Annotated in this window: 24 protein-coding genes and 1 riboswitch; of the genes, 13 read left to right on the forward strand and 11 right to left on the reverse strand. The window is 43.1% G+C overall.

Annotation, left to right across the window (positions count from 1 at the left end; genetic code table 11):
• The first annotated feature begins 46 nt into the window (after window positions 1–46).
• From ACFSCZ_RS04355 to ACFSCZ_RS04365, 3 genes are read left to right on the forward strand one after another with little or no spacing between them, the layout of a single operon-like run.
• Window positions 47–1,669, forward strand: coding sequence for an amidohydrolase (locus tag ACFSCZ_RS04355; protein WP_380772543.1), 1,623 nt, complete (start codon window positions 47–49; stop codon window positions 1,667–1,669).
• A gap of 15 nt (window positions 1,670–1,684) precedes the next feature.
• The gene (locus tag ACFSCZ_RS04360; protein WP_380772544.1) at window positions 1,685–3,028 is read left to right on the forward strand and encodes an APC family permease; all 1,344 of its coding nucleotides are present in this window, start codon (window positions 1,685–1,687) and stop codon (window positions 3,026–3,028) included.
• Between the two features lie 11 nt (window positions 3,029–3,039).
• The gene (locus ACFSCZ_RS04365) at window positions 3,040–3,708 is read left to right on the forward strand and encodes a GNAT family N-acetyltransferase (protein WP_380772545.1); all 669 of its coding nucleotides are present in this window, start codon (window positions 3,040–3,042) and stop codon (window positions 3,706–3,708) included.
• A 297-nt stretch (window positions 3,709–4,005) separates the two neighbouring features.
• Here the strand turns inward: ACFSCZ_RS04365 and ACFSCZ_RS04370 are convergent, their stop codons facing one another.
• The 7 genes from ACFSCZ_RS04370 to ACFSCZ_RS04400 form a co-directional block, all read right to left on the reverse strand.
• On the reverse strand, window positions 4,006–4,845 hold the full coding sequence (locus tag ACFSCZ_RS04370; protein WP_380772547.1) for a polyamine ABC transporter substrate-binding protein: 840 nt from the start codon (window positions 4,843–4,845) through the stop codon (window positions 4,006–4,008).
• Complete coding sequence (locus ACFSCZ_RS04375; RefSeq protein WP_380772548.1) at window positions 4,811–5,077, reverse strand: hypothetical protein; 267 nt, start codon at window positions 5,075–5,077, stop codon at window positions 4,811–4,813. The genes ACFSCZ_RS04370 and ACFSCZ_RS04375 overlap by 35 nt, the downstream gene beginning before the upstream one ends.
• A 302-nt stretch (window positions 5,078–5,379) precedes the next feature.
• The gene (locus tag ACFSCZ_RS04380) at window positions 5,380–6,459 is read right to left on the reverse strand and encodes an ABC transporter substrate-binding protein (RefSeq protein ID WP_380772549.1); all 1,080 of its coding nucleotides are present in this window, start codon (window positions 6,457–6,459) and stop codon (window positions 5,380–5,382) included.
• A gap of 453 nt (window positions 6,460–6,912) precedes the next feature.
• A complete protein-coding gene (locus tag ACFSCZ_RS04385; protein WP_380772550.1) occupies window positions 6,913–8,007 on the reverse strand; it encodes a polyamine ABC transporter substrate-binding protein in 1,095 nt (364 codons plus the stop codon).
• An 80-nt stretch (window positions 8,008–8,087) separates the two neighbouring features.
• Window positions 8,088–8,861 carry a spermidine/putrescine ABC transporter permease PotC gene (gene potC / locus ACFSCZ_RS04390; RefSeq protein WP_380772551.1) on the reverse strand — a complete coding sequence of 258 codons (774 nt, stop codon included), beginning with the start codon at window positions 8,859–8,861 and terminating at the stop codon, window positions 8,088–8,090.
• Window positions 8,862–9,695, reverse strand: a complete 834-nt coding sequence (locus tag ACFSCZ_RS04395) for an ABC transporter permease (RefSeq protein ID WP_380772611.1) — start codon at window positions 9,693–9,695, stop codon at window positions 8,862–8,864. It abuts the gene before it with no gap.
• A gap of 80 nt (window positions 9,696–9,775) precedes the next feature.
• Window positions 9,776–10,846, reverse strand: a complete 1,071-nt coding sequence (locus tag ACFSCZ_RS04400; RefSeq protein WP_380772553.1) for an ABC transporter ATP-binding protein — start codon at window positions 10,844–10,846, stop codon at window positions 9,776–9,778.
• 333 nt (window positions 10,847–11,179) lie between these two features.
• On the opposite strand from ACFSCZ_RS04400, the gene ACFSCZ_RS04405 reads away from it, so the two are divergent.
• The 4 genes from ACFSCZ_RS04405 to ACFSCZ_RS04420 all read left to right on the forward strand — a co-directional run bounded on the left by ACFSCZ_RS04405 (window position 11,180) and on the right by ACFSCZ_RS04420 (window position 17,285).
• Entirely contained in the window at window positions 11,180–13,315 is a 2,136-nt protein-coding gene (locus tag ACFSCZ_RS04405; protein WP_380772554.1) for a sigma 54-interacting transcriptional regulator, read from the forward strand.
• Window positions 13,316–13,530: 215 nt separating this feature from the next.
• The gene (locus tag ACFSCZ_RS04410; RefSeq protein ID WP_380772556.1) at window positions 13,531–14,952 is read left to right on the forward strand and encodes an NAD-dependent succinate-semialdehyde dehydrogenase; all 1,422 of its coding nucleotides are present in this window, start codon (window positions 13,531–13,533) and stop codon (window positions 14,950–14,952) included.
• Window positions 14,953–15,167: 215 nt separating this feature from the next.
• Window positions 15,168–15,824: a GNAT family N-acetyltransferase gene (locus ACFSCZ_RS04415; protein WP_380772557.1), complete on the forward strand. Its 657-nt coding sequence runs from the start codon at window positions 15,168–15,170 to the stop codon at window positions 15,822–15,824.
• A gap of 108 nt (window positions 15,825–15,932) precedes the next feature.
• A complete protein-coding gene (locus ACFSCZ_RS04420; RefSeq protein WP_380772559.1) occupies window positions 15,933–17,285 on the forward strand; it encodes an APC family permease in 1,353 nt (450 codons plus the stop codon).
• A gap of 146 nt (window positions 17,286–17,431) precedes the next feature.
• Here ACFSCZ_RS04420 and ACFSCZ_RS04425 read toward each other — a convergent pair whose 3' ends face one another.
• The 3 genes from ACFSCZ_RS04425 to ACFSCZ_RS04435 are packed head-to-tail and all read right to left on the reverse strand — an operon-like array spanning window position 17,432 to window position 19,099.
• Window positions 17,432–17,974 (reverse strand): chromate transporter, encoded by a 543-nt coding sequence (locus tag ACFSCZ_RS04425; RefSeq protein WP_380772560.1) that lies wholly within the window; start codon window positions 17,972–17,974, stop codon window positions 17,432–17,434.
• Entirely contained in the window at window positions 17,971–18,579 is a 609-nt protein-coding gene (locus ACFSCZ_RS04430; RefSeq protein WP_380772561.1) for a chromate transporter, read from the reverse strand. The genes ACFSCZ_RS04425 and ACFSCZ_RS04430 overlap by 4 nt, the downstream gene beginning before the upstream one ends.
• Window positions 18,580–18,607: 28 nt before the next feature.
• Window positions 18,608–19,099, reverse strand: a complete 492-nt coding sequence (locus ACFSCZ_RS04435) for an Lrp/AsnC family transcriptional regulator (protein WP_380772562.1) — start codon at window positions 19,097–19,099, stop codon at window positions 18,608–18,610.
• A 444-nt stretch (window positions 19,100–19,543) separates the two neighbouring features.
• On the opposite strand from ACFSCZ_RS04435, the gene ACFSCZ_RS04440 reads away from it, so the two are divergent.
• Window positions 19,544–21,097, forward strand: a complete 1,554-nt coding sequence (locus ACFSCZ_RS04440; protein ID WP_380772612.1) for a gamma-glutamyltransferase family protein — start codon at window positions 19,544–19,546, stop codon at window positions 21,095–21,097.
• Window positions 21,098–21,634: 537 nt separating this feature from the next.
• Here ACFSCZ_RS04440 and ACFSCZ_RS04445 read toward each other — a convergent pair.
• Window positions 21,635–22,651 carry an LLM class flavin-dependent oxidoreductase gene (locus ACFSCZ_RS04445; protein WP_380772563.1) on the reverse strand — a complete coding sequence of 339 codons (1,017 nt, stop codon included), beginning with the start codon at window positions 22,649–22,651 and terminating at the stop codon, window positions 21,635–21,637.
• A gap of 92 nt (window positions 22,652–22,743) precedes the next feature.
• On the opposite strand from ACFSCZ_RS04445, the gene ACFSCZ_RS04450 reads away from it, so the two are divergent.
• The 5 genes from ACFSCZ_RS04450 to ACFSCZ_RS04470 all read left to right on the forward strand — a co-directional run bounded on the left by ACFSCZ_RS04450 (window position 22,744) and on the right by ACFSCZ_RS04470 (window position 25,905).
• Window positions 22,744–23,043, forward strand: coding sequence for a 4a-hydroxytetrahydrobiopterin dehydratase (locus ACFSCZ_RS04450; RefSeq protein WP_380772564.1), 300 nt, complete (start codon window positions 22,744–22,746; stop codon window positions 23,041–23,043).
• 89 nt (window positions 23,044–23,132) lie between these two features.
• Window positions 23,133–23,241: riboswitch (TPP riboswitch) on the forward strand.
• A 60-nt stretch (window positions 23,242–23,301) separates the two neighbouring features.
• Window positions 23,302–23,919: a thiamine phosphate synthase gene (locus ACFSCZ_RS04455; RefSeq protein ID WP_380772565.1), complete on the forward strand. Its 618-nt coding sequence runs from the start codon at window positions 23,302–23,304 to the stop codon at window positions 23,917–23,919.
• Window positions 23,920–23,924: 5 nt separating this feature from the next.
• On the forward strand, window positions 23,925–24,125 hold the full coding sequence (gene thiS, locus ACFSCZ_RS04460) for a sulfur carrier protein ThiS (protein ID WP_380772566.1): 201 nt from the start codon (window positions 23,925–23,927) through the stop codon (window positions 24,123–24,125).
• Complete coding sequence (locus ACFSCZ_RS04465; protein WP_380772567.1) at window positions 24,122–24,895, forward strand: thiazole synthase; 774 nt, start codon at window positions 24,122–24,124, stop codon at window positions 24,893–24,895. The genes thiS and ACFSCZ_RS04465 overlap by 4 nt, the downstream gene beginning before the upstream one ends.
• A complete protein-coding gene (locus ACFSCZ_RS04470) occupies window positions 24,892–25,905 on the forward strand; it encodes a ThiF family adenylyltransferase (protein WP_380772568.1) in 1,014 nt (337 codons plus the stop codon). The genes ACFSCZ_RS04465 and ACFSCZ_RS04470 overlap by 4 nt, the downstream gene beginning before the upstream one ends.
• The last annotated feature ends 395 nt before the right edge of the window (window positions 25,906–26,300 follow it).

A 26,300-nucleotide genomic window follows, 5' to 3' on the forward strand; every position in this document is an offset into this window, starting at 1 on the left:
CGTCCCTTTGCAAATCAATCCGATTAGAAAGTGAGAGGGGAAGCGATTGGAAAAGGCAAATATGATCATTCAGGGTAATCGTATTTTTACTGGAAAAGGGCTCATGGAAGGGAGTATTGCCATCAAGGATGACACTATTATAGAAGTGGGGAGCGAGGTACAGGCGGAGCGGTATAAAGGCAGTGATACAAAGGTATACAGGTTTGACAACCAAACCATAATGCCGGGATTTCACGATTTTCATATTCATCTTACACTCGGCTGCTTGTTTGAAGACTATGTAAACCTGGCAGATGCAAGATCCGCCGAAGAAACGGCACAAATGGTCAAACGGTTTGCCGACACCCGTCCGGAGGATGAGTGGATTCTCGGATTTAGCTGGTACCACATTTTCTGGGATAAAAAAGAAATGCCGGATCGTACGATTTTGGACAAGGTCATCCCTGACCGCCCGGTATTTTTATTAAATGCCGAATGTCACGGTGCATGGCTGAATACGAAGGCATTGGAAGTTGCGGGAATCGATGAGCATACTGAAGACCCGCCATTCGGCAAGGTGATCAGGGATGAATCCGGCCGGCCTACAGGAATTTTACTGGAAACAGCTATGAAGCTTGCTGTTGACAAGGCATTTCATATACCGGAACCCAAAGCCAGTCAACTGATGGCGCGTTTCTTGGCTAAAGCAAATCGATTGGGCATTACCTCTGTCAGCGATATGCTTCCTTTGCCGGGTTTTGAAGTCGGTGATTTGTCCCTGTATCAGAAATTTGAAAAAGAAGGGAAGCTTACGGTCAGAACCTTTTTCCTCAGCCCTTTACATGGAGACTTGCAAAAGGCAAAAGAACTTCGAGATAGGTTTACGTCGGATGTGTTGAAATTTACAGGATTAAAGCAGTTTCTGGATGGCGTTGCCGCCACTTATACTGCCTTTTTAGTTGATCCATATTCAGATCAACCTTTGGAAAGAGGGGAGCCGTTTCTTCCTCCGGGTCTGCTGGAGGAATGGGTTACCGAGGCAGACAAAGAAGGCTTCCGGGTGCGTTTGCATGCCTGTGGGGATGGAGCCGTGCGCCTGGGGCTGGATTTATATGAAAAAGCCCGGCAGAGAAATGGGAAACGTGATTCCCGTCATACAATTGAACATATTGAGGTTATTCATCCGGATGATATCCGTCGTTTTGCCGAACTAGGTGTGATTGCCTCTATGCAGCCGGAGCATATGGCCATTACGGAAACATTTGAAGACAATATTTACTTGACTCGGATGGGCAAGGAAAGGGACGCCTATACTTGGCCGATTAAAGCTTTATCAGAAGCAGGGGCTCATGTGGCGTTTGGATCAGACTTCCCTGTGGTGGAAATCAACCCGATGCTGGAAATTTATCGGGCAGTTACTCGGAGGTTTAATGATGGAAAACCGGAAGGGGGGTGGAATCCGACAGAAAAGATCTCCTTGGAACAAGCCATAAGGCATTATACATCAGGACCGGCATACGGCAATTTCATGGAGGACAAGCTGGGGACATTGGAAAAGGGAAAGTTGGCTGATGTCATTGTAATGGACAGGGATTTATTTTCGTCAGAACCAAATGAATTATTGGAAGCTAAAGTGCAGATGACCGTAATGAACGGAAACATTGTATATCAACAGACAGAGCATAACTAAACAAGGGGGAGTTTGATGAAGAAAGACACAGAGTTTAAACAGGTACTGACACTGTTCCCTGTAGTCCTTTTTGGTTTGGCATATATGGTACCGATGACTGTATTCACCACATATGGCATTGTATCACAATTGACATTGGGAATGCTGCCGGCCGCCTATGCGATTACCTTATTGACAATGTTGTTTACAGCATACAGCTATGGGAATATGGTTAAAGCCTATCCTTATACAGGTTCTGCTTATACGTATGCACAGAAATCACTTAACTCACATGCAGGTTTTTTTACCGGCTGGATCCTGCTGTTGGATTACCTGTTCCTGCCCATGATTAATTACCTGGTAATCGGCATCTATTTAAATGCAGAATTCCCTTCAGTTCCCAACTGGGTTTGGGTCCTGCTGGCGATCTTAATTGTTACCTTTATTAATGTACGGGGAATTAAAGTTGTCACAAATGTCAATTTCTTCTTAATTGCATTTCAGATTATTGTCATTGCTTTTTTTCTCATTCTTTCGGTAAAAACGATTTTGACCGGAGGAGGAACAGGAACGCTTTTCTCCACACTCCCATTTTTTAACCCGGAAGGCTCTCCTTCTTTGGTATTTGCAGGAGCGGCTATCTTATGCCTTTCCTTTTTAGGCTTTGATGCTGTAACCACTCTGTCGGAGGAAACGGTTGACGCCAAAAGAACGATACCTAAAGCCATTTTTCTTGTAACGATTATCGGAGGAGTCCTGTTTATCATCGTCTCTTATGTTGGACAAATGGTATATCCGAACTATATGTCATTCGAAGACCCGGATTCGGCACCACTGCAAATTGCTGTATTTATCGGAGGAAACCTGTTTAAAGCCATGTTTCTAGCGGGATACGTACTAGGCTGTTTTGCGTCTGCTGCCAGCTCCCATGCAAGTGTATCCAGACTTCTGTTTGCCATGGGCCGTGACACGATTCTTCCAAAGAAAATATTTGGTTATATATCTCCCAAGTATAGGACACCTTTGTACAGTACTGTAATCGTAAGTTTTCTCGCTTTGTCATCCTTGGTATTCTCATTGGATACTGTGGCATCGTTTATTAGCTTTGGTGCCCTTGCAGCCTTTACCATTGTTCACATTTCAGTCATCTCACATTATTTTGTTAAACATAAGCGCCGGTCTCTCAAGGAATCAATCCTTTATTTGGTTATTCCGTTTATAGGGATTGTTCTATGTCTGTGGTTATGGACGAGCTTAAGCCGTGATGCATTCATACTGGGCATCGGTTGGTTTATTATCGGCGTTGTTTATCTGGCCTATTTAACAAAAATGTTTAAGAACAAGCCGCCTGAATTAAATTTTGATGAAAAAGCTTCCTAGGAGGAATTCCTTTGTATAAAACTTGGTACGTCTTTGATGGTGATAAACCTATTCAGGCTGTTATCAGAAACTATACAAAGAATGATTTTCAGGGGTTAATCGAGGGGCAAAAGGAAAGCTTTCCCCCGCCTTTCCCGGAAGATCTCTGGTGGAATGAGAGCCAGCTGAGCGAGCATGTTGAAAGATATCCGCAAGGGGCCCTGTGTGTAGAGATAAAAGGTGAAATTGTTGGTTCTATCACCGGATTAAAAATTAAATATGATCCGAATGAACCGGAACATACTTGGTCAGAGATCACAGATGATGGCTATATTCGAAATCATGATCCATACGGAAATGCTCTCTATATCGTGGATATTTGCGTAAAGCCGGATTTTCGTAACCTGGGCCTTGGAAAGTGGCTGATACAGTCAATGTATGAAATTGTCGTTTATGAGCGTCTGGAACGGCTTATTGGCGGAGCCCGAATGCCCCGATATCATCTATACCAACAGAAAATGACCGCTCAAGAATATGTAAATCAGGTCATGGAAGGCAAGATCAAAGACCCGGTCGTGACCTTTCTGCTGCATTGCGGCCGATCCCCTGTACAGGTTTTGCCGAATTATCTTGAAGATGAAGAATCATGCAACTGCGCGGTATTAATGGAATGGAAAAATCCTTTTATAAGGCTTGTATAATACTTCGAAGGTATGTCAAGGCTTGCCGGCAGATACATGTCTACATGCAAAAAAGCTGGGGAATTCCGGAATAAGCAGAGGGGATATAGTTTTCGGGTAAGTCTTTAATGTAAAAATAGGTCTCCCAATAAGAAGCAGCCATGTCCTATGCAGCAAAGTCTTTCCCATCCGGCGTTTGAAAAGATTGGTTTATCCTGCTTTAGTCAAAGAAGAAATCCGAACGATAACTCAAAATTTGAGCTCGTTCGGAATTTTTTAGTTGAATGTTGGAGTTGTCACTATGGGAACATCTTCATACTATTGTTTTACCTCTGACCAAGCGCGGTCACAGTCCTTGACAGCTTCACCCAGGTCTTTCAGAAATTCACCTTTGGCCAGTTCTTCCTCGGGAGGGTTGACGGCAGGGTGATTCAGTATTTCATCATCAATCAGATCATGCGCAGCTTTGTTTGGATTAGAATAGGGGAAATCTTGTGTAATTTCCGCACTGATTTCGGGGCGCAAAACAAAATCAATAAAAGCTTCTGCTGCTCTTTGATTTGGCGCTCCTTTAGGGATAATGAAGCAATCAATTCCGAGATACATACCTTCTTCCGGAAGAACTGTCTCAATAGCAGGGTTTTCACGGTGGGCAAGATATGCTTCCGCACCCCATACAATACCGGCTTTAGCCTCTCCATTGAGGAGCATCGTTTTTTGTGTGTCACTGTCAAACGCTTTAATATTTGGGAGTAAATCGATTAGAAGTTCTTTGGACTTTTCGATCACTTCCGGGTCAGTAGAACTCATGGATTCGCCCTGCATTTTATTGGCAATTCCCATCATAACTCTTTGATCATCCAATACTACCAGGGAATTTTTAAATTCAGGCTTCCAAAGATCTTTATAACTGGTAATCTCAGTATCTACTGTATCCTTATTATAGGCTATAAAAGCTCCTCCCCACATATAAGGGACAGAATGCTTGTTACCGGGGTCAAAAGATTTATCCGGAAATTGATCGTCAATGTTATTTAAATTTGTGATATGGTCATGGTTCAGCGGTTCAAGTAAACCTTCTTTTATCATGACTTCTACCATAAAATCTGTTCCCACTGCGATATCATACCCGGAGGCCCCCCGCATTGATTTTTGCAAGCATCTCCTCATTAGATGAGTATGTACTGTAATTTACTTTGACTCCATATTCCTCTTCAAACTTTTCAATCACACTGTCCGGCATGTATTCCGACCAATTAAACAGATTTAACTCTCCTGCAATTTCTTCTTCATTATTTTTGCTTCCTGCTGCTTCTTCAGTGTCCGATCCCGGATTTGTCCCGCAGCCTGCCAAGACTAAAGCCATCAGCAATATATATACAATGGCCAAGAAAATAATGTAAAACCTTTATTCGACATAGGTAAACTCCTTTCTAGGCAAACTACAATCCTTACATTGTGGCTTTAAGAAAAATCATTATTTATTGTAGCCAGAACAGTACTGTATTTATTAAAACCCGTCAGAAATGACGGCAAGTGAATATCATCCGCTTCTGCATGGGAGGCTGGTGATACCTCCCTGTTCTGCCGCATTGCGAGGTATCACTGGGATCTTTCCTCCCTCAGGAATCCTAAGCATATTTCCTGCATTGTTCATCTATAGTTGAAGTCCAGTTATGTCCCAGTTTCATATTACTGACTTCCTTTTGCTTCAGACCAAACACGGTCATAAAGTTGAATGGCTTCACCAATGTCTTCGATGTATTCCAGGCGCTCCACTTCTTCTTCCGGAGGATAAATGGCAATATTATTTAATATATCCTCGTCGATTAATTTCCTGGCCTCTTTATTCGGGTTAATATATGGCTGGTGCTGAGCAATTTCTGCGCTGATTTCAGGTTCCAGAATAAAGTTAATAAATTTTTCAGCCAGCTCTTTATTTTTGGCATCCTTAGGGATTACCCAGTTATCCATCGTAATCAGAAGACCCTCTTCAGGAATTATTGTTTCGAAGTTGGCTCCTTCTCTTTGGGCGAGTGCAATCTCAGGTCCCCAAACCAGTCCGCCGGCAGCTTCTCCATTTACCATCATTTGCTTTGGACTGTCGCTGTCAAAGGCTTTAATGTTAGGCAGCAATTCAATCATTTTTTCTTTTGCTTCTTCCAGTTCTTTCGGATCAGTACTATTGGCACTGTAGCCAAGTGATTTCAAGATCATTCCGATGATCATCCGCTGGTCATCCAAAACAACCAACTGATTTTCTAACTCAGGACTCCAAAGGTCGGTGTAGCTGGTAATTTTTGAGGGGTCGAGACCAATGGCATCAGGGTTGACACCAAGTGACAAAGTATTGCCCATAAAAGGGACTGAATATTTGTTTCCGGGGTCAAAGTCCTGGTCAATATAATCATCAATGAGATATTCAAAATTGGGAATATTTGATAAGTCAATAGGCTCAATCATGTCGCGCTCAATCATGGAAGGGACAATATAGTCGCTAGCCATTGTCAAATCATATACGCCTCCGCCTGCTGCTACTTTGGCCAACATTTCTTCATTGGAAGAGAACATGCTGTAGTTTACTTTTACACCGTATTCTTCTTCAAATTTTTGAATAGTGATGTCAGGTATGTACTCAGTCCAGTTAAATACATTCAGCTCTTTTGACTCTTGACCGCCGGATGAATTACTGCTTCCGCATCCGGATAAAAATGTTATAACTAACAGGGAAGTGATTAAAACGGCTGCAATCGTCTTTACATTTCTTTTCATAGCTTTCCTCCTAAAGGTTATGGTTGTAAAACAATGGGAATTTTCTTACTTTTGAAGTGTTATTACAATCTAAGTTGTGGGGTTCAGCGGCTGCGCATCCAGCTAATGTATACCTGTCAGATCACTTTCTTCTCTCGCGCAAAGCCGCAGTCTTTTAGTTCGATACACATGAAGTATGGCAGCAAAGGTACTTGTCTTCGATAAAGACAAAAAGTGCTGTCTCATTGAAGCGGGAGAACCGGAAATGTGCTTCGCAGATCTTCCACAATCTTACCAAGAAGCTTTTTCAAGGAGGCTACGTTTTGAGCCTGCCAACGGTGCAAGGCCTTGAAGCGTCATTGTCTTATCTGCCTGTGAATGCCATCGGCTTAAGCACCGATTTTGCATATCGCCGATAAGCAGTCACTTTGGCAGTCCCCAGCCATATTTGCTGATGTCCGGATTCGATTCTTTTTACTGTTTTATCTCCGACCAAACACGGTCGTATTCTAGGATGGCATCTTCAATATCTGTAAAAAATTCACTCTTGTTTAAAAATTCCTCGGGTGAGTATACAGCAGGATGATTTAATATTTCTTCGTCAATCAATTCATGTGCTGCGATATTCGGATTTGCATAAGGAAAATCTTTAGAAATTTCCGCGCTGACTTCCGGTTGTAATATAAAGTCAATAAATGCTTCAGCATTTTCTTGATTGGGCGCACCTTTTGGAATAACAAAGTTATCCATCCAGATATTCGTTCCTTCTTCAGGCAAAACCGTTTCAATGGCTGGATTCTCTACTGAAGCAAGATACGCTTCTGCTCCCCATACAATACCTGCTTTTGCCTCACCGTTTACAAGCATTGTTTTCGGACTGTCACTGTCGTATGCTTTCACATTCGGCAATAAATCCATCAGAATGTCTTTTGATTTTTGAATAACTTCCGGATCTGTTGCATTCATAGATTCCCCTTGAAGTTTGTTTGCGATGCCGATGAGAACTCTTTGGTCATCCAAAACAACAAGGGAGTTTTTAAACTCCGGATCCCACAGGTCGCTGTAGCTTGTTACTTCCTTATTGACGGTGTCCTTGTTTACGGCGATGACGACATTTCCCCACATATAAGGAATGGAGTAGTCATTTTCAGGATCAAAGCTTTGACCCAAAAATTGTTCATCCAAGTTGCCCATGTTGGAAAGGTTATCCTTGTTGACAGGCTCAAGCAGATCTTGCTTTTTCATAATTTCAACCATGTAGTCACTGGCAACAGAGATATCATAACCTGCTGCTCCAGCACTGATTTTGGCAAGCATTTCTTCGTTGGATGAATATACATTATAATTAACCTTGATTCCTGTTTCTTCCTCAAATTGCTTGATGACGCGGTCGGGCATATACTCGGACCAAATAAATAAATTAAGCTCGCCTGAAAGTTCACCATCTCCTTCATCTGCAGATCCGCCGGTCTCTTCTGAATTGCTTCCGCAGCCTGCCATGAAAGTGCCTGCTATCAGTAACCAGATAAACAGGAAGATGTACTGTTTCTTCTCCTTTAATAAGTGCACAACATTTCCCCCTTTAGTATAGATAAAATAATATTTGTAAAAAGATGCCGGTACAGACTAAAAGGCACCGGCACTATTTCTTATTTATTCAATCTCAGCTGTGCAAATACCGCGATGGAAAGGGTGATGACAAGCATCAGGGTTGACAATGCATTGATCTCAGGTGATACGCCGAATTTCACCATGGAGAAGATTTTTAACGGCAGGGTCGTACTGCTCGGTCCTGCAACAAAAAAGCTGATGATGACATCGTCAATGGAAAGGGTAAAAGACAAGAGAGCGCCCGCCAGAATTCCAGGGCCAATAATAGGCAAAGTGACTTTGGTAAAGGTATGCCATTCATTAGCCCCAAGATCCCGGGCGGCTTCCTCCATGGACGGATCGAAGCCTTCCAGTCTTGCCCTGACAACAACAACGACAAACGGTATACAAAATGTCACGTGAGCGATGATTAATGTCGTGATCCCCAACGGCATGCTGACGAGTGCGAAAAATGCCAACAAAGAGATCCCCATGACAATTTCCGGAATAACAATGGGCAGGTAGAGCATCCCATCCAGAGCTGTCTTTCCCCGGAAGTGGAAGCGATACATGCCGACTGCTGCAATCGTACCAATCATTGTTGCAACAATAGTTGAAGCGAAGGCAACAGTCAAACTGTTTTTAGCAGCCTCCAAAATGTCGGTATTTTGCATCAGTTTCGCATACCATTCAAAAGTAAAACCTGTCCAGACGGCATTTAATCTGGATTTGTTAAAGGAAAAGATGATTAATACAATGATTGGAATATACAAAAAGCTGTAAATCAATAAAGCATAAATAATGGATGATAAGCTTTTTAACCGGAAGTTCATCTACAGCACCTCCAGTCCTTTTTTATTGCCGCCGACCCTCAAGTAGATGAGGATAAATATTAATGTCAGAATCATTAATATCATGGATGCGGCAGAGCCAAACGGCCAGTCCCTTGCGGTGAGGAATTGGTTTCTGATCAAGTTCCCAATTAACAGCGATTTTGAACCTCCCATTAAATCTGGAATAAAGAATAGTCCGAGTGTAGGAATAAACGTAAGCAAACAGCCGGCTACCACACCGGGCATTGTTAACGGAAGCGTAATTTTCGTAAAGGTTTGCCAAGGTTTGGCCCCTAAATCACTGGCTGCCTCCAGGTAGGACTTATCCAATTGTTCAATAGATGCATATAAAGGAAGCACCATAAACGGGAAAAGGGTATAAATCAATCCAACCATTACTGCGCCAGAGTTATAGAGCATGGCCAGAGGCTCTGAAATCAAGCCTATTTTCATCAGAATCATGTTAATGACGCCTTCGGTCCGCAACAGTACAATCCATGCGTATGTCCTGACTAATGAATTGGTCCAGAATGGAACCATGACGAGCATTAATAAAAGTGCCCGGTATTTTTTTGGTGACCTTGCTATGATATAGGCAAATGGATAACCAAAAACAAGACAAAAAATTGTGGTGAATCCGGCAATGACAAGAGAATCCCACAGTATCTTTAAGTAGAGCGGGTCGAAAAACCGGGTATAGTTTTCAATAGTAAACACATAATCAACACCCCCGTACAGACCCCTTGTTGCAAAACTGATCAATAATATAAAAAGCAGCGGGAAAATGAAAAATAAAATAAGCCAAAAGGTCACTGGCGAAAGTGTCCACGCCATACCAAGGAGGCGGCCGGTATTTCGCCTTTTTTTCTTGGTGACAACAGAACTTTTATTTGCCGGAGCCAGGTTCGTTTCCATTACGCAATAACCACCGCCTTATCAGGTTCCCAATTGATAAATACATCTTGATCAACAGCAAATGAATGGGCTATTTCCGGGGTTTCGTTAACAATTACTTGTTGTCCCCCCGGAAGGGAAACTACAGTTTTAATGACAGATCCAACATAAATATGTTCAACGACTTTTCCGGGAATGGCAAAACCGGCCCCGTTTGCTTCGCCGTGAAGGTGTACTCTCTCCGGACGAATGGCCATGGATATTTCCTCATCCAGTGACAGCGGATTGGCAGGAACAATAGGGATTTTATGGCCGGAAAGATCAAAGTAAGCGTGCTTCTGATCTATTTCAACAACTTTCCCTTCGAATAAGTTGGTTTCACCGATGAAATCGGCTACAAAGCGTGATGCAGGCCGCTCATATATTTCATCAGGGGTACCAAGCTGTTCAATGATGCCTGCGTTCATCACGGCAATTCGGTCAGACATCGTTAAAGCTTCTTCCTGGTCATGGGTTACATAAATGAAGGTAATTCCTAATTGTTGCTGCAAGTGTTTCAGCTCCACCTGCATTTGGCGGCGCAGTTTCAAGTCCAACGCTCCCAAAGGCTCATCCAAAAGGAGTACTTTAGGGCTGTTAACAAGTGCCCGGGCAATTGCAACCCTCTGTTTTTGACCGCCGCTCAGCTGGTCAGGTTTACGTTCCACAAAGCTGTGGAGCTGCACCAATTGAAGCGCTTCCATAACACGGCGCTTAATCTCTTCTTTGCTTACTTTTTTCATTTTTAGTCCAAAGGCCACATTATCGAAAACGTTCATATGTGGGAACAAAGCATAGCTTTGGAATACCGTATTTACATCCCGTTTATGTGGAGGAATACTGCTGACTTCTTTCCCGTCGATAATGACTTCTCCGTCGGTAGGCTGTTCAAAACCTGCGATCATACGAAGGGTTGTTGTTTTTCCACACCCGGAGGGCCCCAGCAGGGTAAGAAACTCCCCGGCTTTGATATCCATATGAATGTTCTGAACCACAACGTTATCGTCAAAGCTTTTGACTACATTGTTTAACTTCACCATTATTTCACTCAATGCTTTACCACTCCTTTTATCTGGTTGCTCTGGTCAGAATATTATGTTTCGGTGAAACTTAATTAATATTTATGCAAGTTATATGCCAAAAGTTTCATACGCTTTTTCATAAGAAATAGTGGAAAATGTAAGAATAATAGAATAAAAATTATGATAATATGCATAAATTATTCGCTTTAGAATAAAAAATACGCAATCTAAGGTTATGCAAAATAAATACAAGTAATTCAAATTTGAATAAAAAATTAAAAATTACATACTCATATGATTATTTTCTGGTATAATAGTCCATATATCCTACAAGAATAGACAAAAAAGAAAGGGGGACCCAGTGTGTATTCTATCTCAAAAGAGATTATACAGCCGATTATCAAGCTTTCTGTAGATAAACCCGAGCAAGAATGGCGCGCCCTTTTGTCGGATAAAAAGAACCGGTTTATATTTTTGGAAGAAGACGGGGAAGTGACATCCTATATCCATTTGAAGGATCTTTCCATGAATGAGCGAAACGATGGGAATTTGAGTTTGAAGCAAGTGAAGCAGTATGCCGTGCCCATTTCAGAATTGAGAACGCTAACAGAGAATCTCTCATTTTCTTCTATTTTCCAAGTGCTGGGCAAGGAATTTTCTTTGATAAAAAATGAAAGCGGTACAATTACAGGTTATGTATTAAGAGAAGACTTGATTGTTGAGCTTTTTAAACTGGAGAATGAGGACTCGAACCTGTTAAAAGTCTTGTTAATGTTCATTCCGATGGGGATTTTTATTGTCGATAATCACGGCGTTATTGTGGACTATAATGAGTCGGCCCTTGAAATGACCCGCTTTAAAGCGAATCAGGTTCTTAATCAGTCTGCTGAATCTATTTTTGATGCCGACCATTTAAAACATGTGTTTCAAACCGGTGAAACCGTTTTAAACCAAATACAAGTAACAAATGAATCTGGAATTCTGGTGGATTACAGCCCTATTATCAATGAAGAAAAGAATGTTGAAGGGATTGTAATTATTGTTCAAGATCTGCCTATGGTGGAGCAGATGGCCATGGAATTGGAGTCTGTCAAAAACTTAAACAAAGATTTAAATGCTATTCTTTCCAGTATATATGACGAGATACTTGTAGTGAATGCTCAGGGGAAGTTAATCCGTTACAGTGAAAACGCTATTCCTGAATTTTGGGGAGCGGATTTAAAGGACCTCGTAGGAAAAAATATAATTGAACTTGAGAAGCAGGGTCTGTTTATGCCCTCTGTTACACGCCTTGTCATGGAAAAGAAGAAAAAAGTCTCGGTTGTCCAAGAGACGCCAACCGGAAAAAAAGTATTGGCTGTCGGAAATCCGGTGCTCGATGAAAATGGCGAGATTGAAAGAATAATAGTAGCATCCCGTGATATTACGGAAGCTGCCCGCCTTCGGGATGAGCTCCGTGAGATAAGGAAGATTTCTGAGCAATACAAGCAAGAACTTGATGAAATAAAAACGCAGGAGCAATTGAGCCGAAAGCTCATTTACCGAAGCCAGAAGATGGAAGATATTATGTCTCAGGTACACAAAGTTGCCAAGTTTTCATCAACCGTGCTTATTCAGGGAGAATCAGGCGTTGGAAAAGAAGTTATAGCTCAAGCGATTCATCAATTGGGTGCAAGGAAAGACAGGCCGTTTTTAAAGGTGAATTGCGGAGCGATCCCCGAAACCCTTTTGGAAAGTGAGCTTTTTGGTTATGTGAAAGGTGCATTTACGGGAGCGGATCCGGGAGGAAAAGAAGGATACTTTAAACAGGCGGATAAAGGTGTATTGTTTCTTGATGAAATCGGCGAGATGCCTCTGAGGCTTCAGGTAAAGCTGCTCCGTGTTCTCCAGGAAAGAGAGGTTTCACCTGTCGGAAGCACGGATGCGATTCCGGTCGATGTCCAGATTATTGCTGCCACGAATAAAGACTTGAGGGACATGGTGGCTGAAGGGTCGTTTCGTGAAGATCTTTTCTACCGATTAAATGTCATTCCTATTCATATTCCTCCGTTAAGGGAGCGGCATGAAGATATCCCGTTAATTGCTTTCCACTTTTTGAAGCAGTTTAATGAACTGCACGGAAGCAGTTATCATCTGACGCCGGATGCATTGAATTTGCTGGAAGCGTATACGTGGCCCGGAAATATACGGGAGCTGCAAAATATCGTGGAGCGTCTCATTGTCACAGCCGATGATGAGGTGATCGACGCCAGTATTGTAGGACAGGTTCTAAAGCTTAATGAACCGATGACTAAGGTGAAGCCGATTATCACTAACATTATGCCGCTTCAAGAGGCGTTTGAAGCTGTGGAAGAGCAGTTGATTACACAAGCAATGAATATCTATAAAACGACAACAAAAGCGGCTACTGCGCTCGGGATCAGCCAGTCATCCGTCAGTCGGAAGTACCAGAAGATTTTAAGCCGAAAACAGGAAAGAGAAAATATAAGCATTGGTTAATGCGGGATATGCAATTTTGCATAAAACTATTCCTTCTAGAATAATAGAGTGCCGGACGGCTGGTGGAAAGGGTACAACTAATGATGGAGATGTTCGTGTTTTTAAGCAGTAGAGACAGCTGATAATGGGTGGCATATTTATTGCATATGAATTTAATTAAGGAGTTGCAGGGAGAAATATTCTCCCTTGATTATTAATTTGGAGGAGGTTTCAAGATGTATTACATTAATGGTGAATGGCTTGAATCTGAAAAAAAACTAGAGGTGACCAACCCTGTAACATTAGAGGTCATTGACACAATTTCTACTTGTGGAGCGGAAGAAACAAAAACAGCAATTGCTGCCGCAACAGAAGCTTTTAAAACGTGGAAGAAAACAACAGGCAATGAAAGAAGTGAATACCTTTTCAAAACCGTCAAGCTCATGAGAGAAAGAGCAGATGAGCTTGCACAGATTATAACACTTGAAAACGGCAAGCCGCTTCCGGATGCAAAAAATGAAGTTCGCAGTGCCATCAGCTACCTTGACTGGTATGCAGAAGAAGCCAAAAGAATCTATGGAGAAGTGCTGCCGGCCTCGCATCGGGATAAAAGTCTGATGGTTGTAAAACAGCCTGTAGGGGTATGCGGTGCAATTACTCCTTGGAACTTTCCTCTATCCATGATTACCAGAAAAATAGCACCGGCTCTTGCTGCAGGCTGCACGGTTGTTCTTAAACCGGCAAATCAGACTCCTTTATCTGCCATCAAAGTATTTGAGTGCTTTCATGATGCAGGTGTTCCCAAAGGTGTTGTAAACCTTGTCATTGGCCCTTCTCAAGACATCGGCAAAGAGCTGACATCAAGCCCGGATGTCCGCAAGCTTACATTTACAGGATCCACACGTGTCGGGAAAATGCTTGTTCGTGATTCGGCGGATACAATGAAAAAAGTATCCATGGAATTGGGCGGACACGCTCCGTATATCATTTTTGAAGATGCAGACATTGACCTGGCTGTGGAAGGTGTAATGCTTTCCAAGTTTAAAAATACCGGTCAGACATGTATCAGTACAAACCGTGTATATGCACATAAAAGCATTGCAAAAGAATTTGCTGAAAAATTGGCTAAACGTACAGCCGAGCTTAAGATTGGTGATGGTTTAGAGGAAGGAACGGACGTTGGTCCGCTTATTAACGAAAGTGCATTACAAACAATGAAAAATCAGGTGGAAGATGCTGTTAAGAAAAATGCAGAAGTAGTGGCCGGCGGTAGGGTATATAACTACGATAAAGGTAGCGGTTATTTCTTTGAACCGACAGTTTTGTTGAATGCCACAGACGACATGGTGATCGCAACAGAAGAAACTTTTGGTCCGATTGCGCCTGTATTCACATTTGAGACGGAAGAAGAAATTATCGAAAGAGCCAACAGTACTTTGTATGGATTGGCGGCTTATTGTTATACGAAAAATTTAGGCCGCGGATTAAGAATGATGAGAGAGCTTGAATTTGGAATTATTGGAATTAACGATCCGACTCCAATCGTCATCCAAGCTCCATTCGGCGGAATAAAGGAAAGCGGGATGGGCAAAGAAGGCGGGAAATTCGGATTAGAGGAATATTTGGAGGAAAAATTCGTATCCATTTATGAAAACTAACAATTAAGGGTACATCCGGCCATTTGTATTTTTCCGGCACCGATGTAATAGCACTTGGCATCATTTCCCTGACATCCAAATATAAGCTTCACGATTCTTAGCCGGAAGCTGAACAACCTTTTATTGAAATGTGGTGCCGATGCTGGTTAATTATATTTTGGATTGTACGTAAAGCCATTTTGCGTACAATCCCTTTAGGAAAGGAGGAGCTTTCTTTGAGTAAGGATCTGGAAAAGGCCTTGGAGCAAATTGGTGCAAGGTTTATGACTTTAGATGACATTTACAATGTAAATAAGATGGCCGTCATTGGTTTTGGAGATCCGGAAATCCCATTTAAACCGGAACACCTGGCGAGCCAGATTAAAATTTTTCCCGAAGGTCAGGTCGTCGTAGAGCATGATGATGGAAGTATAGTAGGTTCATGTTCAAGTGTCATTGTGAATTTTGAAAAAGACTATGGGGTAAATCATTCTTTTGATGATATTTCAGATAACGGATACATTCGCAATCATAACCCAAAAGGCAGAAACCTTTATGGAACTGAAGTAGTCGTGCACCCTGATTATAGGGGGTTAAAAATAGGAAAACGTCTTTACCAGGCGAGAAGAGCGATCGCAAAGGCATTTAATTTGGAGAGTATTCTTTTTGGAGGACGCATCCCAAATTATCATAAATATGCAGATCAATTAACAGCAGAGCAATACGCACAAAAAGTTGTGGACGGAGAGATCTATGATCCCGTCATGACGTTCCAATTGAAGAACGGCTTTGAATTCAAGGCGATTTTGCCAAACTATTTGCCGACTGATCCGGAGTCCATGAAATATGCGGCTTTATTGGAATGGAAAAATCCGGATTACAAACCACTGTAAGCGTTCGTTATTTCGGATTAACCAACAGTTAATCCGAAATAACGAATAAAAAATATTAGCAGGAACCTATAGAAAAAAACAAAAAAGTCGGGGGAGGCTCATCGTTTAATGGGGACAAACACAACACTGAAAAGATCACTCGGATTATGGGCGATCGTCGCTTTAGGTTTAGGCTATATGACACCTACTGTAGTATTCGATACTTTCGGAATCGTTTCGAAACAAACGGGCGGACTTGTCCCCTTGGCATATGTAGTCGGATTGATCGTTATGCTTTTTACTGCGATCAGTTATGGGAAAATGGTAAAAGTTTTTCCGAGTGCCGGATCTGCTTACACTTATACAAGGGAAACAATGGGGCCGCGAGTTGGATTTTTGGTAGGTTGGGCTTCATTACTTGATTATTTACTACTTCCTCTTGTAAACGCTGTCATTATTCGGTTATATATGGAAGCCTTACTCCCTGATGCCTCTCCTTGGATATGGGTGATCGCATACGTGGCCTTTGTAACTATTGTCAACGCTGTCAGCATGAGGTCTACATCCGGCGTAAACTTCATTTTGGTTGCTTTCACTATGGTGCTGATGGTTGTTTTTATGATACTAGGTTCTATACAGCTTTATAAAGGGATGGGAACCGGCACACTATTTACTATTCAGCCAATGTTCCAGGCCAATATGGAAATAGCTGCTGTTTTAACCGGTGCTACCATCGTTTGTTTCTCTTTTATCGGGTTTGATGCGATTACAATGTATACCGAAGAGGCAAAAGACATCAACTTGATGCCTAAGGCGATTGCTTTAACTGTCCTGATCGGGGGCGGGATTTTCTTTGCCGGCGCCTATTTTGCCCAAACGCTGTTTCCGGATGTTTCGGTATTTCATGTTGTGGATGATACACTGCCTGAAATTGCCTTGTATGTAGGCGGTGTTGTGTTCCAGCTCATTTTTTTATCGGGAGCTTTTGCAGCAACTGTTGCTTCCGGACTGGCATCTCATGCCAGTGTTTCGAGACTGATGTATGTGATGGGAAGAAATGGCGTTTTGCCCAAAAAGCTGTTTGGCTATGTACACCCGAAATTCAGAACACCTCTGTTTAATGTAATATTTGTCGGTCTTGTCAGTTTGCTGGCCATGGGACCAAGTCTGGAATTAGTATCTGCCCTCATCAACTTTGGTGCCCTGATCGCTTTTTCCTTCGTTAACCTGTCTGTAATCGGATATTTTGTTTTCAAGAAGAAACAATACCAAACTCCGAAACAGGTATTTTCATACGTGATTATGCCGGGGATTGGTGCCTTGTTAACAGGGGTCCTCTGGGCGCATCTGCATGCCGATGCTTTCATCGGAGGAGTCATTTGGGTGGCGACAGGTATCGTCTATATGCTGGTAATGTCCAAAATATTTAAGAGGGATGTAACAAAGCTTGGAATGGACGCCGCTGATGATCTGACGGGGTGACAAGCAATACATTTAACCAGTCTTTTGGTTTTCGTCCCTCCATACCAGTTTCGGTGTGGTGATGCACTTCGAAAAGAAGGAAGGCCCGGCCAAATCGCCGGGCTACCTTTACATATCTGAAGTATTATCCCCGGAGGATTAGGAAGTTATGCTATAAAATGCGGAAGGACTGCTCCTCCATAAATAAAAGCGGCAACTATCATGATGGCTGGATGAATTTTCCACCAAACAATGGCAACCAGTGCTACCAGCCCGATAAAAATGGACTGCCACATGCCGATAGACTCAAAAGAAACTGTACTGAACTGCCATGTCAGCTGGATCATCATTACCGCAATAACTGGCTGTACAAGCATAGTCATCCCTTTGACAATGGGCGATTGTTTAAAATGATTTAATACCTTCAGTAAAACAATTATAGCAATGGCGGATGGAGCAACTGTGCCGATAGTGGCAACAATCAGTCCCAGCCAGCCGGCCTCCTGGTAGCCTGCAAAGGCTGCAATCTTAGTGGCAATCGGTCCAGGCAGGGCGTTGGCAACGGCAAGCATGTCTACAAACTCCGTATTGGTCATCCAGCCGTAATGGTCTACCACTTGTTGCTGTGTTAAAGGTATGGTGGCGGGACCTCCGCCATATCCCAGAATGTTGGCAACAAAAAAGGCCCAAAACAAATCCCAATAAATCATGACGACATTCCCTCTCTATTCTCCTCTTTCTTCTTTTTTTCCCACCTTTGATTGGCCCAATTATAAACTTTTAAATGGACCGTACCATATGCTAAAAAGGTAATAATGACGATAGCCGGATGAAGATCCAATACGCCGAGCAGCAGGAAGGCAAGAACGCCGAATCCAACCCCGATCACTTTACCGAGACCGCCCCATGTTTTTGCGCAAAACTCGTAGGCGGTAATACCAAGCAGTACCGCAATCACCGGTCTGACCGCTGCAATCATTCCCGCAACAATTACCGATTCTTTCATCGAATATAGGGCGCCCAATAGAGCCACTATAGCGATGGAGGTAGGCAAAATATGCGAGAGAATGGCTACAACTGCACCTGCAGTTCCTTTTTGCTGATAGCCAAGCTGAGCGGCCAGCTTGGTGGCTATGGGGCCTGGCAGTGCATTTGCAAAAGCAAGCAGCTCACCAAATTCTTTATCGCTCATCCAGTTATATCGTATGACCGCTTCATGGCGGAATAACGGGATAACAGACGGTCCTCCGCCATATCCGAAAATACCTACCCTTAACATAGCCCCTGACAGCGTTCTGTATCCTTTTAAGTCCATTTTTCATCCCTCCCCGAAATTCGTAACATTAAAGCTTTAAGCCCATTCTGCTTTTATAACGTTTTAACAGCATTTGCGTATCGACACGCATAATTCCTTTTGTAGAATAAAGAGTTTCAAGCAGGAACTCTTCCATTTCCTTCATGTTTTTAAAAACTCCGTGCATATGCAGCGTGCTTGGTCCTGTCATATGATAAAGACTTGTGACGGCAGGGTGAATTGCCAGCTTCTCGGCAATTTCATTTAAATATTTAGGCTCTACATCCACGTTGAAAAAGGCAGACACCTGAATACCAACTTTAATAGGGTTGACTACTGCGGTGAAACGTTCAATGACTCCGTCTTCAATCATTGCTTGGATGCGAGACTGTACTGCCACTCTGGACAAACCGATTTCCTTGGCAAGGTCAGTATAGGAGATCCGGGCGTTCTCCAATAAAATTTCTATAATCCTTTTATCTGTTTCATTTAGTTTCATCTTTGGCATATGGTCAGATTCACGGCCATTTTCGACTGTCATGATTTCCATCCCTTTTCAGTTCATTTTTTTCAAAAAGTATAATATATTGAAAAAATGCTTTCGTTATGGACCACTATAATCTATGTAACATACAAAATCAATAATAACTAACGAAAAACATTACGATATTTATTCATGTGATTAATTTCTGCGGGTTTTCCAATCGTATAGAAAGGAAGAATCGGCTAGATCCAACAAATAGAAAGTGATAGTATATTTTTATTTTAGTTTCGAAAGTTATATTATAACTTACTTTTCTATTTGTCCATTTTAACATTGACAATGTTCCGAAAATTGGGTACGATAGGAGGGACATAATATACCTGTATTGTAAGCAGATATTTTGGTTGAAAGCGCTTATCTACAGGCGGAGGAGAGAGACAATTGATACAATTTAACCATTTATCACATCCGTATCCGGTAACAAGAAATTCCGCGTATGCTATGAATGGAGTAGTTGCTACCTCGCAGCCTCTTGCTGCCCAGGCAGGACTGGAAATTTTACAAAGAGGCGGTAATGCAATAGATGCGGCTATTGCAACAGCAGCATGTCTGACAGTTTGTGAACCGACATCCAATGGGATTGGCGGAGATGCATTTGCACTTGTATGGACGAATGGAAAACTTCATGGGTTAAATGGGAGCGGAAGGGCGCCTAAAAGTTTGTCCATTGAAAAAGTAAAAGAATTGGGATATGACCAAATGCCAAAGCATGGGTGGCTTCCGGTTACAGTTCCTGGAGTGCCCGGAGCATGGGCTGAGCTTTCCAGGCGGTTTGGTAAGCTTTCGCTGACAGAGGTTTTGAAAGATGCAATTGCTTATGCAGAGGAAGGCTATCCGGTGTCACCGACGTTAAGCCGATTTTGGAAGAAAGCCTTTGTGGAGTACAAGGAGATTTTTAAGGATGATGTCTTTAAACCGTGGTTTGATACATTTACTCCAGAGGGGCATGCTCCTGCTCCGGGAGATGTTTGGAGATCACAGGATCACGCGGATACCTTGCGGTCTATAGCCGAAACGAATGGAGAATCATTTTATCGCGGAGAGCTGGCGGAGAAAATTGCGGCATTCGCAAAAGAAACAGGAGGCTTCCTGACTGAGGAGGATCTGGCGGAATACAAGGCGGAATGGGTAGACCCGATCAGTATTCATTACCGCGGATATGATGTGTGGGAGATTCCGCCAAATGGCCAAGGCATTGTTGCCCTCCAAGCCCTTAATATATTAAAAGGGTTTGAATTTACTGCTAAAGAATCGCTTGATACATATCACAAACAAATTGAAGCAATGAAACTCGCTTATGTTGACGGGTATCAGCATGTAACAGAACCGGAGTATATGAGATATTCGGTTGAGGAGATTTTAAGCGAAGCTTATGCTGAGGAGAGGCGCAGGCTGATTACGGAGGAAGCTTGCCTGCCGGAACCCGGTGAGCCAAATGCAGGAGGTACCGTCTATCTGGCTGCTGCAGACAAAGAAGGAAATATGGTTTCTTTTATTCAAAGTAACTATATGGGATTCGGTTCAGGTCTGGTGGTGCCTGGTACGGGCATTGCCCTTCAGAATCGCGGGAACAACTTTTCATTGAATCCGGAACATGTGAATGCCTTGGAGGGCGGAAAGAAAACGTTCCATACCATAATCCCCGGATTTTTGACAAAAGGAGGTCAGGCTGTAGGTCCTTTCGGTGTAATGGGAGGTTTTATGCAGCCCCAGGGACATGTCCAAGTCATTATGAATTCTATTGATTTTGGCCTCCATCCTCAGGCTGCCCTTGACGCGCCGCGCTGGCAGTGGATTGGAGAAAAAACAATTGAAGTGGAAAATCGTTTTCCCCATCATTTTGCGGAAGGCTTGGCACGCCGTGGACATGATATACGAATTGCTTTGGAAACAAATAATTTTGGCCGTGGGCAAATTATTTGGAGAAATCCGGACACAGGGGTCATGATTGCTGGAACGGAATCAAGGACGGACGGAGCGATAGCAGTATGGTAAGCAAAAAAATGGAAGTGCATGATGAGTGACCGGCAAACCTGACAGACATGCGTAAATGCCTTGTTCAGGACAGACAAATGAGCTGATACTCAAGGGAGGCTGGCTAGAAGCGCAATGGGGAAGCAGAGGGGTTGAAGCTAAACCATGGACTCCCCAGCTATGAGATAAAAAATAGGAAAGTCCTTAGTGTACTTGTTTATTTGCGCAAAGCTGGACGGGACGGCTCAAACGTATTCATTTTGTCTTCCGAATAAATTGATTCATCCCTGCCCGATGGTACTCAGCAGGCTTAGAAACGCGATATTCTTAAAGAAGCTCGCGTTTTTTCAGCAAAATATAACTGCAAGAGGCTTCCTGGTTCTGCCGCTCATTTGTACTCGTACAAGGCAGCGGAACTAGAATATCCTATCAGTCTGAGCCGGACAAAACGATCCCTGTTTGAAGATCTTGGAGATCAATCATCCGTTCATTTTAAAAACAGAGTAAGTTCTGAATATGTTATCCGGAACTTACTCTGTTTATTTGGCGTACAGACCTCTATTCCATCAATTCTCCTACAATTTCATATGAACGTAAACGGTCTTTCTGATAGAATATTTGTGAATTGATAATGACTTCGTCCGCTTTGGTATTATCGATTAACTCTTCCAACTTCTCTTTAATCATTTCAGCAGTACCGACAAATGTATAGCCGCTATCAAGAGTTTGTTCGACTGCTGCCCGTTCGTAAGGTGACCAGACCTCATCGATATTATCAATTGGCGGCAGCAATTTTGTCGGCATGTTTCTCCGAAGACTGAGGAATTGCTGCTGCTGGGAAGTGGCTAGCCAATGAGCCCGTTCTTCTGTATCGGCAGCAATGATATTAACACCTACCATGGCATGCGGCTTTTCCAGTGTCTCGGAAGGCTGAAAGTTATCTCTGTACAACTTCAATGCGGCCAGTGTATATTGTGGAGCAAAATGACTGGCGAAGGAAAATGGCAATCCTTTAAGGGCAGACAGTCTGGCGCTGAAATCACTGGAGCCCAGCAGCCAGATAGGGATATTCAGCCCTCTTCCGGGGTAGGCGCGAACATGGCCGGCCGGATGGCCGCTAAAATAATTTTGAAGCTCTTCCACTTGCTGGGGAAACTCTTCAGGTCCCGTGTTTAATGTCCGGCGCAAAGCAAATGCTGTAGCCTGGTCGGTACCGGGTGCACGACCAAGACCAAGGTCTATCCTTCCCGGATACAGCGACTCAAGTGTACCGAACTGTTCCGCTATGACAAGCGGGGCATGGTTTGGCAGCATAATCCCGCCGGACCCGATGCGCATCGTTTCGGTGGCACCTGCTATATGTCCGATTAATACAGAGGTAGCCGAGCTGGCGATTCCCGGCATATTGTGATGTTCTGCCAGCCAGTAACGGTTAAACCCCCATTTTTCAACGTGCTGGGCAAGCTCTGCACTATTCTTGAATGAATCGGAAGCCTCACTTCCTTCTGTAATTGGAGCTAAATCTAAAACGGATAATGGGATTCCATGGAACTTTTTGGCGGTTGGAGAAATCAATACAGTCACTCCTTCAATATCTCTTCAAGGAAATGATAGAATGTTTATAAAGAAACGTCCAATGATCTGATTGGATAAAGGAGGGGGAAATAGTGGAAAGATTGACGGAAGAGGAAATTCGTAATAAATTGGCTGAGTATAAAGATTGGGAACGCTTAGATGAAAGGTGGATTGTCCGAAAATATCGGTTTAGAGACTATTTGACGGGGATATCTTTTGTTCAAAAGATTGCTGAGGAGTCTGAAAGAAGGCAGCACCACCCTTTTATATCGATTGACTATAAGTTGGTAACGGTGAGAATTACTTCATGGAGGGCAAAAGGATTAACAAATCTGGACTTTACAATGGCAGGGATATATGAACAGTTTTATGAGCAGTTAAGCAGTAAATGATAAAATTTTTCTATTATTGTTAGAAACTTTCGTATACTTCCATAATTTTTGTTTTCATGGTAATATAATGGTAATCAACATTTTTATATGTGAAACGCTAGGGGAATCCTTCAAAAGGACTGAGAGAAGAGTGGCACTCTGATACCCTTATCACCTGATCAGGTTTGCGCCTGCGTAGGGAAGTGATATGTTGTATTGCTTATCATACCACTTTCCTATGCGAGAGTGGTTTTTCATTTTTATAAAGGGGGGGATGGTGTGGAATTAGTGGCTGTTACCAATGACCGGCTGGAGGTTAAGCAGCTTGCAGGTATCATGTGTGAAGTAGCGCCAATAGTTGATTACTTCATCATAAGGGAAAGGTCAAAAACTGCTGCGGATATCATAAAGCTCATGGGTTATTTAACCCATGCCGGCATCGAAAAAGACAAGTTGATTATGAATGACAGGGTGGATGTGGCAGTGGCTGCGGGAATTAAGCGAGTGCAGCTTCCTGGCCATGGATTAGAAGTGCAGCAAGTAAAATCATGTTTTCCTGATATTCAGGCCGGCAGGTCGGTTCACTCGCTCAAGGAGGCTGCAGAAGCCATCGGGGCAGGCGCTGATTGGCTTATATATGGACATGTTTTTGAAACGGACTGTAAAAAAGGGGTTCCTGCCCGCGGTTTTCAGGAATTACAAAGGATTGCCGGTACGGTGACCTCCAACATATACGCAATAGGAGGAATCAAACCGTTTCACTTGAAGGAACTTCACGAGGTTCAAATAAAAGGTGCAGCGATCATGTCCGGAATTTTTGACAGTCCCACACCATATGCCGCCGCTAAAGAGTATAGTGAAGCCTGCCGATTACAACATTCAGTTGAAAGGAATTGAATGGAATGACTATTACATTAAATGGAAACGATTATAAGCTGCCTGCCGGGGTAACCAATATTGCGCAGCTTCTGGAGCATTTGGAACTATCCAAACGTATTGTAATTGTTGAGGTCAATAAAGAAATTATTCAAAAAGAAGAATATGACCGCCCAATCAGGGATCGGGATGAAGTCGAAATGATCCATTTTGTTGGAGGAGGATGAAGATGTTAAAAATCGGGGAAAAGACCTTTCGGTCAAGACTGTTATTGGGAACAGGGAAATATCCTTCGTTTGAGATTCAAAAAGAAGCTGTACGAGTCTCGGAGGCCGAAATATTAACGTTTGCTGTTAGAAGGATGAATGTATTTGAACCCTCTCAGCCAAATTTTTTGGAAATGCTGGATTTAGAAAAGTATACGCTGCTTCCGAACACGGCAGGAGCAAGTACGGCAGAGGAAGCTGTCAGAACTGCAAAGCTGGCGAAAGCTTCTGGATTATGTGACATGGTAAAAGTGGAAGTGATCGGCTGTGACCGTACTCTGCTGCCGGATCCTGTTGAAACGTTAAGAGCTTCAGAATTGTTGTTGGAAGAGGGCTTTACTGTTCTTGCCTATACTTCAGATGATGTGGTATTGGCGAGAAGGCTTGAAGAACTGGGTGTGCACGCAGTCATGCCGGGAGCTTCTCCGATCGGATCAGGAAAAGGGATACTTAACCCTCTCAATTTAAAATTTATTATTGAACAGTCGACAGTGCCTGTGATTATAGATGCGGGAATTGGCTCACCCAAAGACGCGGCCTATGCCATGGAACTTGGGGCAGATGCTGTCCTGTTAAATACTGCTGTTTCAGGTGCCAAAGACCCTGTAAAAATGGCTGAGGCAATGAAGCTGGCAATCAAAGCAGGCCGTCTTGGATTTGAAGCGGGAAGAATTGAGGAAAGGGATTATGCGGTCGCAAGCAGTCCAATGGAAGGGTTGCTTCCAAATTGATGGATCGATATTCCAGGCAGGAGTTGTTTGAGCCAATTGGCAGCGAGGGCCAAAAAAAGATCGGACAAGCCCATGCATTGATTATCGGAGCAGGCGCACTCGGATCCGCCAATGCAGAAATGCTTGTCCGCTCAGGCATAGGGCGCCTTACAATTGTAGACCGGGATATTTTGGACTGGAGTAATTTGCAGCGGCAGCAGCTATACACGGAGCAGGACGTTAAGGACCAGCTGCCGAAGGCAGCAGCTGCCAAGAAGCGCCTAAGTGAGATCAACAGTTGGGTCGAAGTAGAAACGATTATTGCCGATGTAACAGCAGACAATGCAGAGGAACTGACGAAGGGAAAAACACTGATTGTGGATGCAACGGACAATATTGAGACCAGGTTATTGATGAATGATGCTGCCTTGAAAAGAGGAATACCCTTTTTTATGGGAGCTATTGTTGCCAGCTATGGCCTGACCTATTCTATCGGGTTGGGAGACTTCCCTTGTCTGCATTGCCTGCTTGATACGCTGCCCCCACAAACGCTTACTTGTGATACAGCAGGCGTCATCAGCCCGATTGTTCAAGTGGTGGCCGCACATCAAGTAACAAATGTATTTAAATATATAGTAGGAGAAAAAGTGGACAACCGGTTGAAGTCTTTTGACTTGTGGTCAGGAGATCAGGCGGCAATTGATGTGGCTACTCTCCGCCGAAAGGATTGCCCAAGCTGTTCCAAACAGGCTGATTATCCGTTTTTATCGAAAAAAAATCAGACGAAAACAGCAGTATTGTGCGGGCGGGATACCGTCCAATTAACATTGTCACGCAGCAGGAATTTAGAGTTGCGGGAAATGGCTGAATCGATCAGTCCGATCGTTACGGATCTAATTTCAAATAAACATTTAATAGCTTGCCGATTTGATGGGCACCGTGTGGTTTTATTCCGTGACGGCCGCATGCTTGTCCACGGAACAAAAGATATCATTAAAGCAAAAACGGTCGCATCCAAATTGATGGGTTGAATATTTGTTAAAAGCATTCCGAATGGGAATGCTTTTTTGTACGTTTAGCGGGATATTTGGCAGGCAAAAGTACAACAATAAGAAAATATAGCTGCATGCATAGAGGAATGTGTCTTAAGAATCATCCTTTGTTGAACTGAAACATAGTTCCGGCTCAAGCCTGGGGCAAGGAGCCCGGCAGCGCTTATTAAAATATTATTAGGCGGCGATGATTGGCTCAAGGCCCCCTGAATGCCGATAAAAATAGGGGCCGGTCGCCAAGCCGGATTCAAAAAAGTCCTAATGACTTCATAACCAGGCTCCTGGACCGAGTGGATCTTGATACTCCCAAGCATCTACATATAGCTGAAGTGATTCCGGAAAACAGTCCCTTAAGATCCGTTTAAAGAATAAGA

It is taken from the genome of Siminovitchia sediminis (assembly GCF_042680885.1).
GTDB lineage: Bacteria > Bacillota > Bacilli > Bacillales > Bacillaceae_C > Siminovitchia > Siminovitchia sediminis.

Bases quoted from the DNA above. Each gene is read 5' to 3' on its own strand.
- ACFSCZ_RS04360 (WP_380772544.1), top strand. From the start codon at position 1,685: ATGAAGAAAGACACAGAGTTTAAACAGGTACTGACACTGTTCCCTGTA.
- ACFSCZ_RS04380 (WP_380772549.1), bottom strand. From the start codon at position 6,459: ATGAAAAGAAATGTAAAGACGATTGCAGCCGTTTTAATCACTTCCCTG.
- potC (WP_380772551.1), bottom strand. From the start codon at position 8,861: ATGAACTTCCGGTTAAAAAGCTTATCATCCATTATTTATGCTTTATTG.
- ACFSCZ_RS04395 (WP_380772611.1), bottom strand. From the start codon at position 9,695: ATGGCGTGGACACTTTCGCCAGTGACCTTTTGGCTTATTTTATTTTTC.
- ACFSCZ_RS04410 (WP_380772556.1), top strand. From the start codon at position 13,531: ATGTATTACATTAATGGTGAATGGCTTGAATCTGAAAAAAAACTAGAG.
- ACFSCZ_RS04420 (WP_380772559.1), top strand. From the start codon at position 15,933: ATGGGGACAAACACAACACTGAAAAGATCACTCGGATTATGGGCGATC.
- ACFSCZ_RS04425 (WP_380772560.1), bottom strand. From the start codon at position 17,974: ATGATTTATTGGGATTTGTTTTGGGCCTTTTTTGTTGCCAACATTCTG.
- ACFSCZ_RS04430 (WP_380772561.1), bottom strand. From the start codon at position 18,579: ATGGACTTAAAAGGATACAGAACGCTGTCAGGGGCTATGTTAAGGGTA.
- ACFSCZ_RS04435 (WP_380772562.1), bottom strand. From the start codon at position 19,099: ATGACAGTCGAAAATGGCCGTGAATCTGACCATATGCCAAAGATGAAA.
- ACFSCZ_RS04440 (WP_380772612.1), top strand. From the start codon at position 19,544: ATGAATGGAGTAGTTGCTACCTCGCAGCCTCTTGCTGCCCAGGCAGGA.
- thiS (WP_380772566.1), top strand. From the start codon at position 23,925: ATGACTATTACATTAAATGGAAACGATTATAAGCTGCCTGCCGGGGTA.
- ACFSCZ_RS04465 (WP_380772567.1), top strand. From the start codon at position 24,122: ATGAAGATGTTAAAAATCGGGGAAAAGACCTTTCGGTCAAGACTGTTA.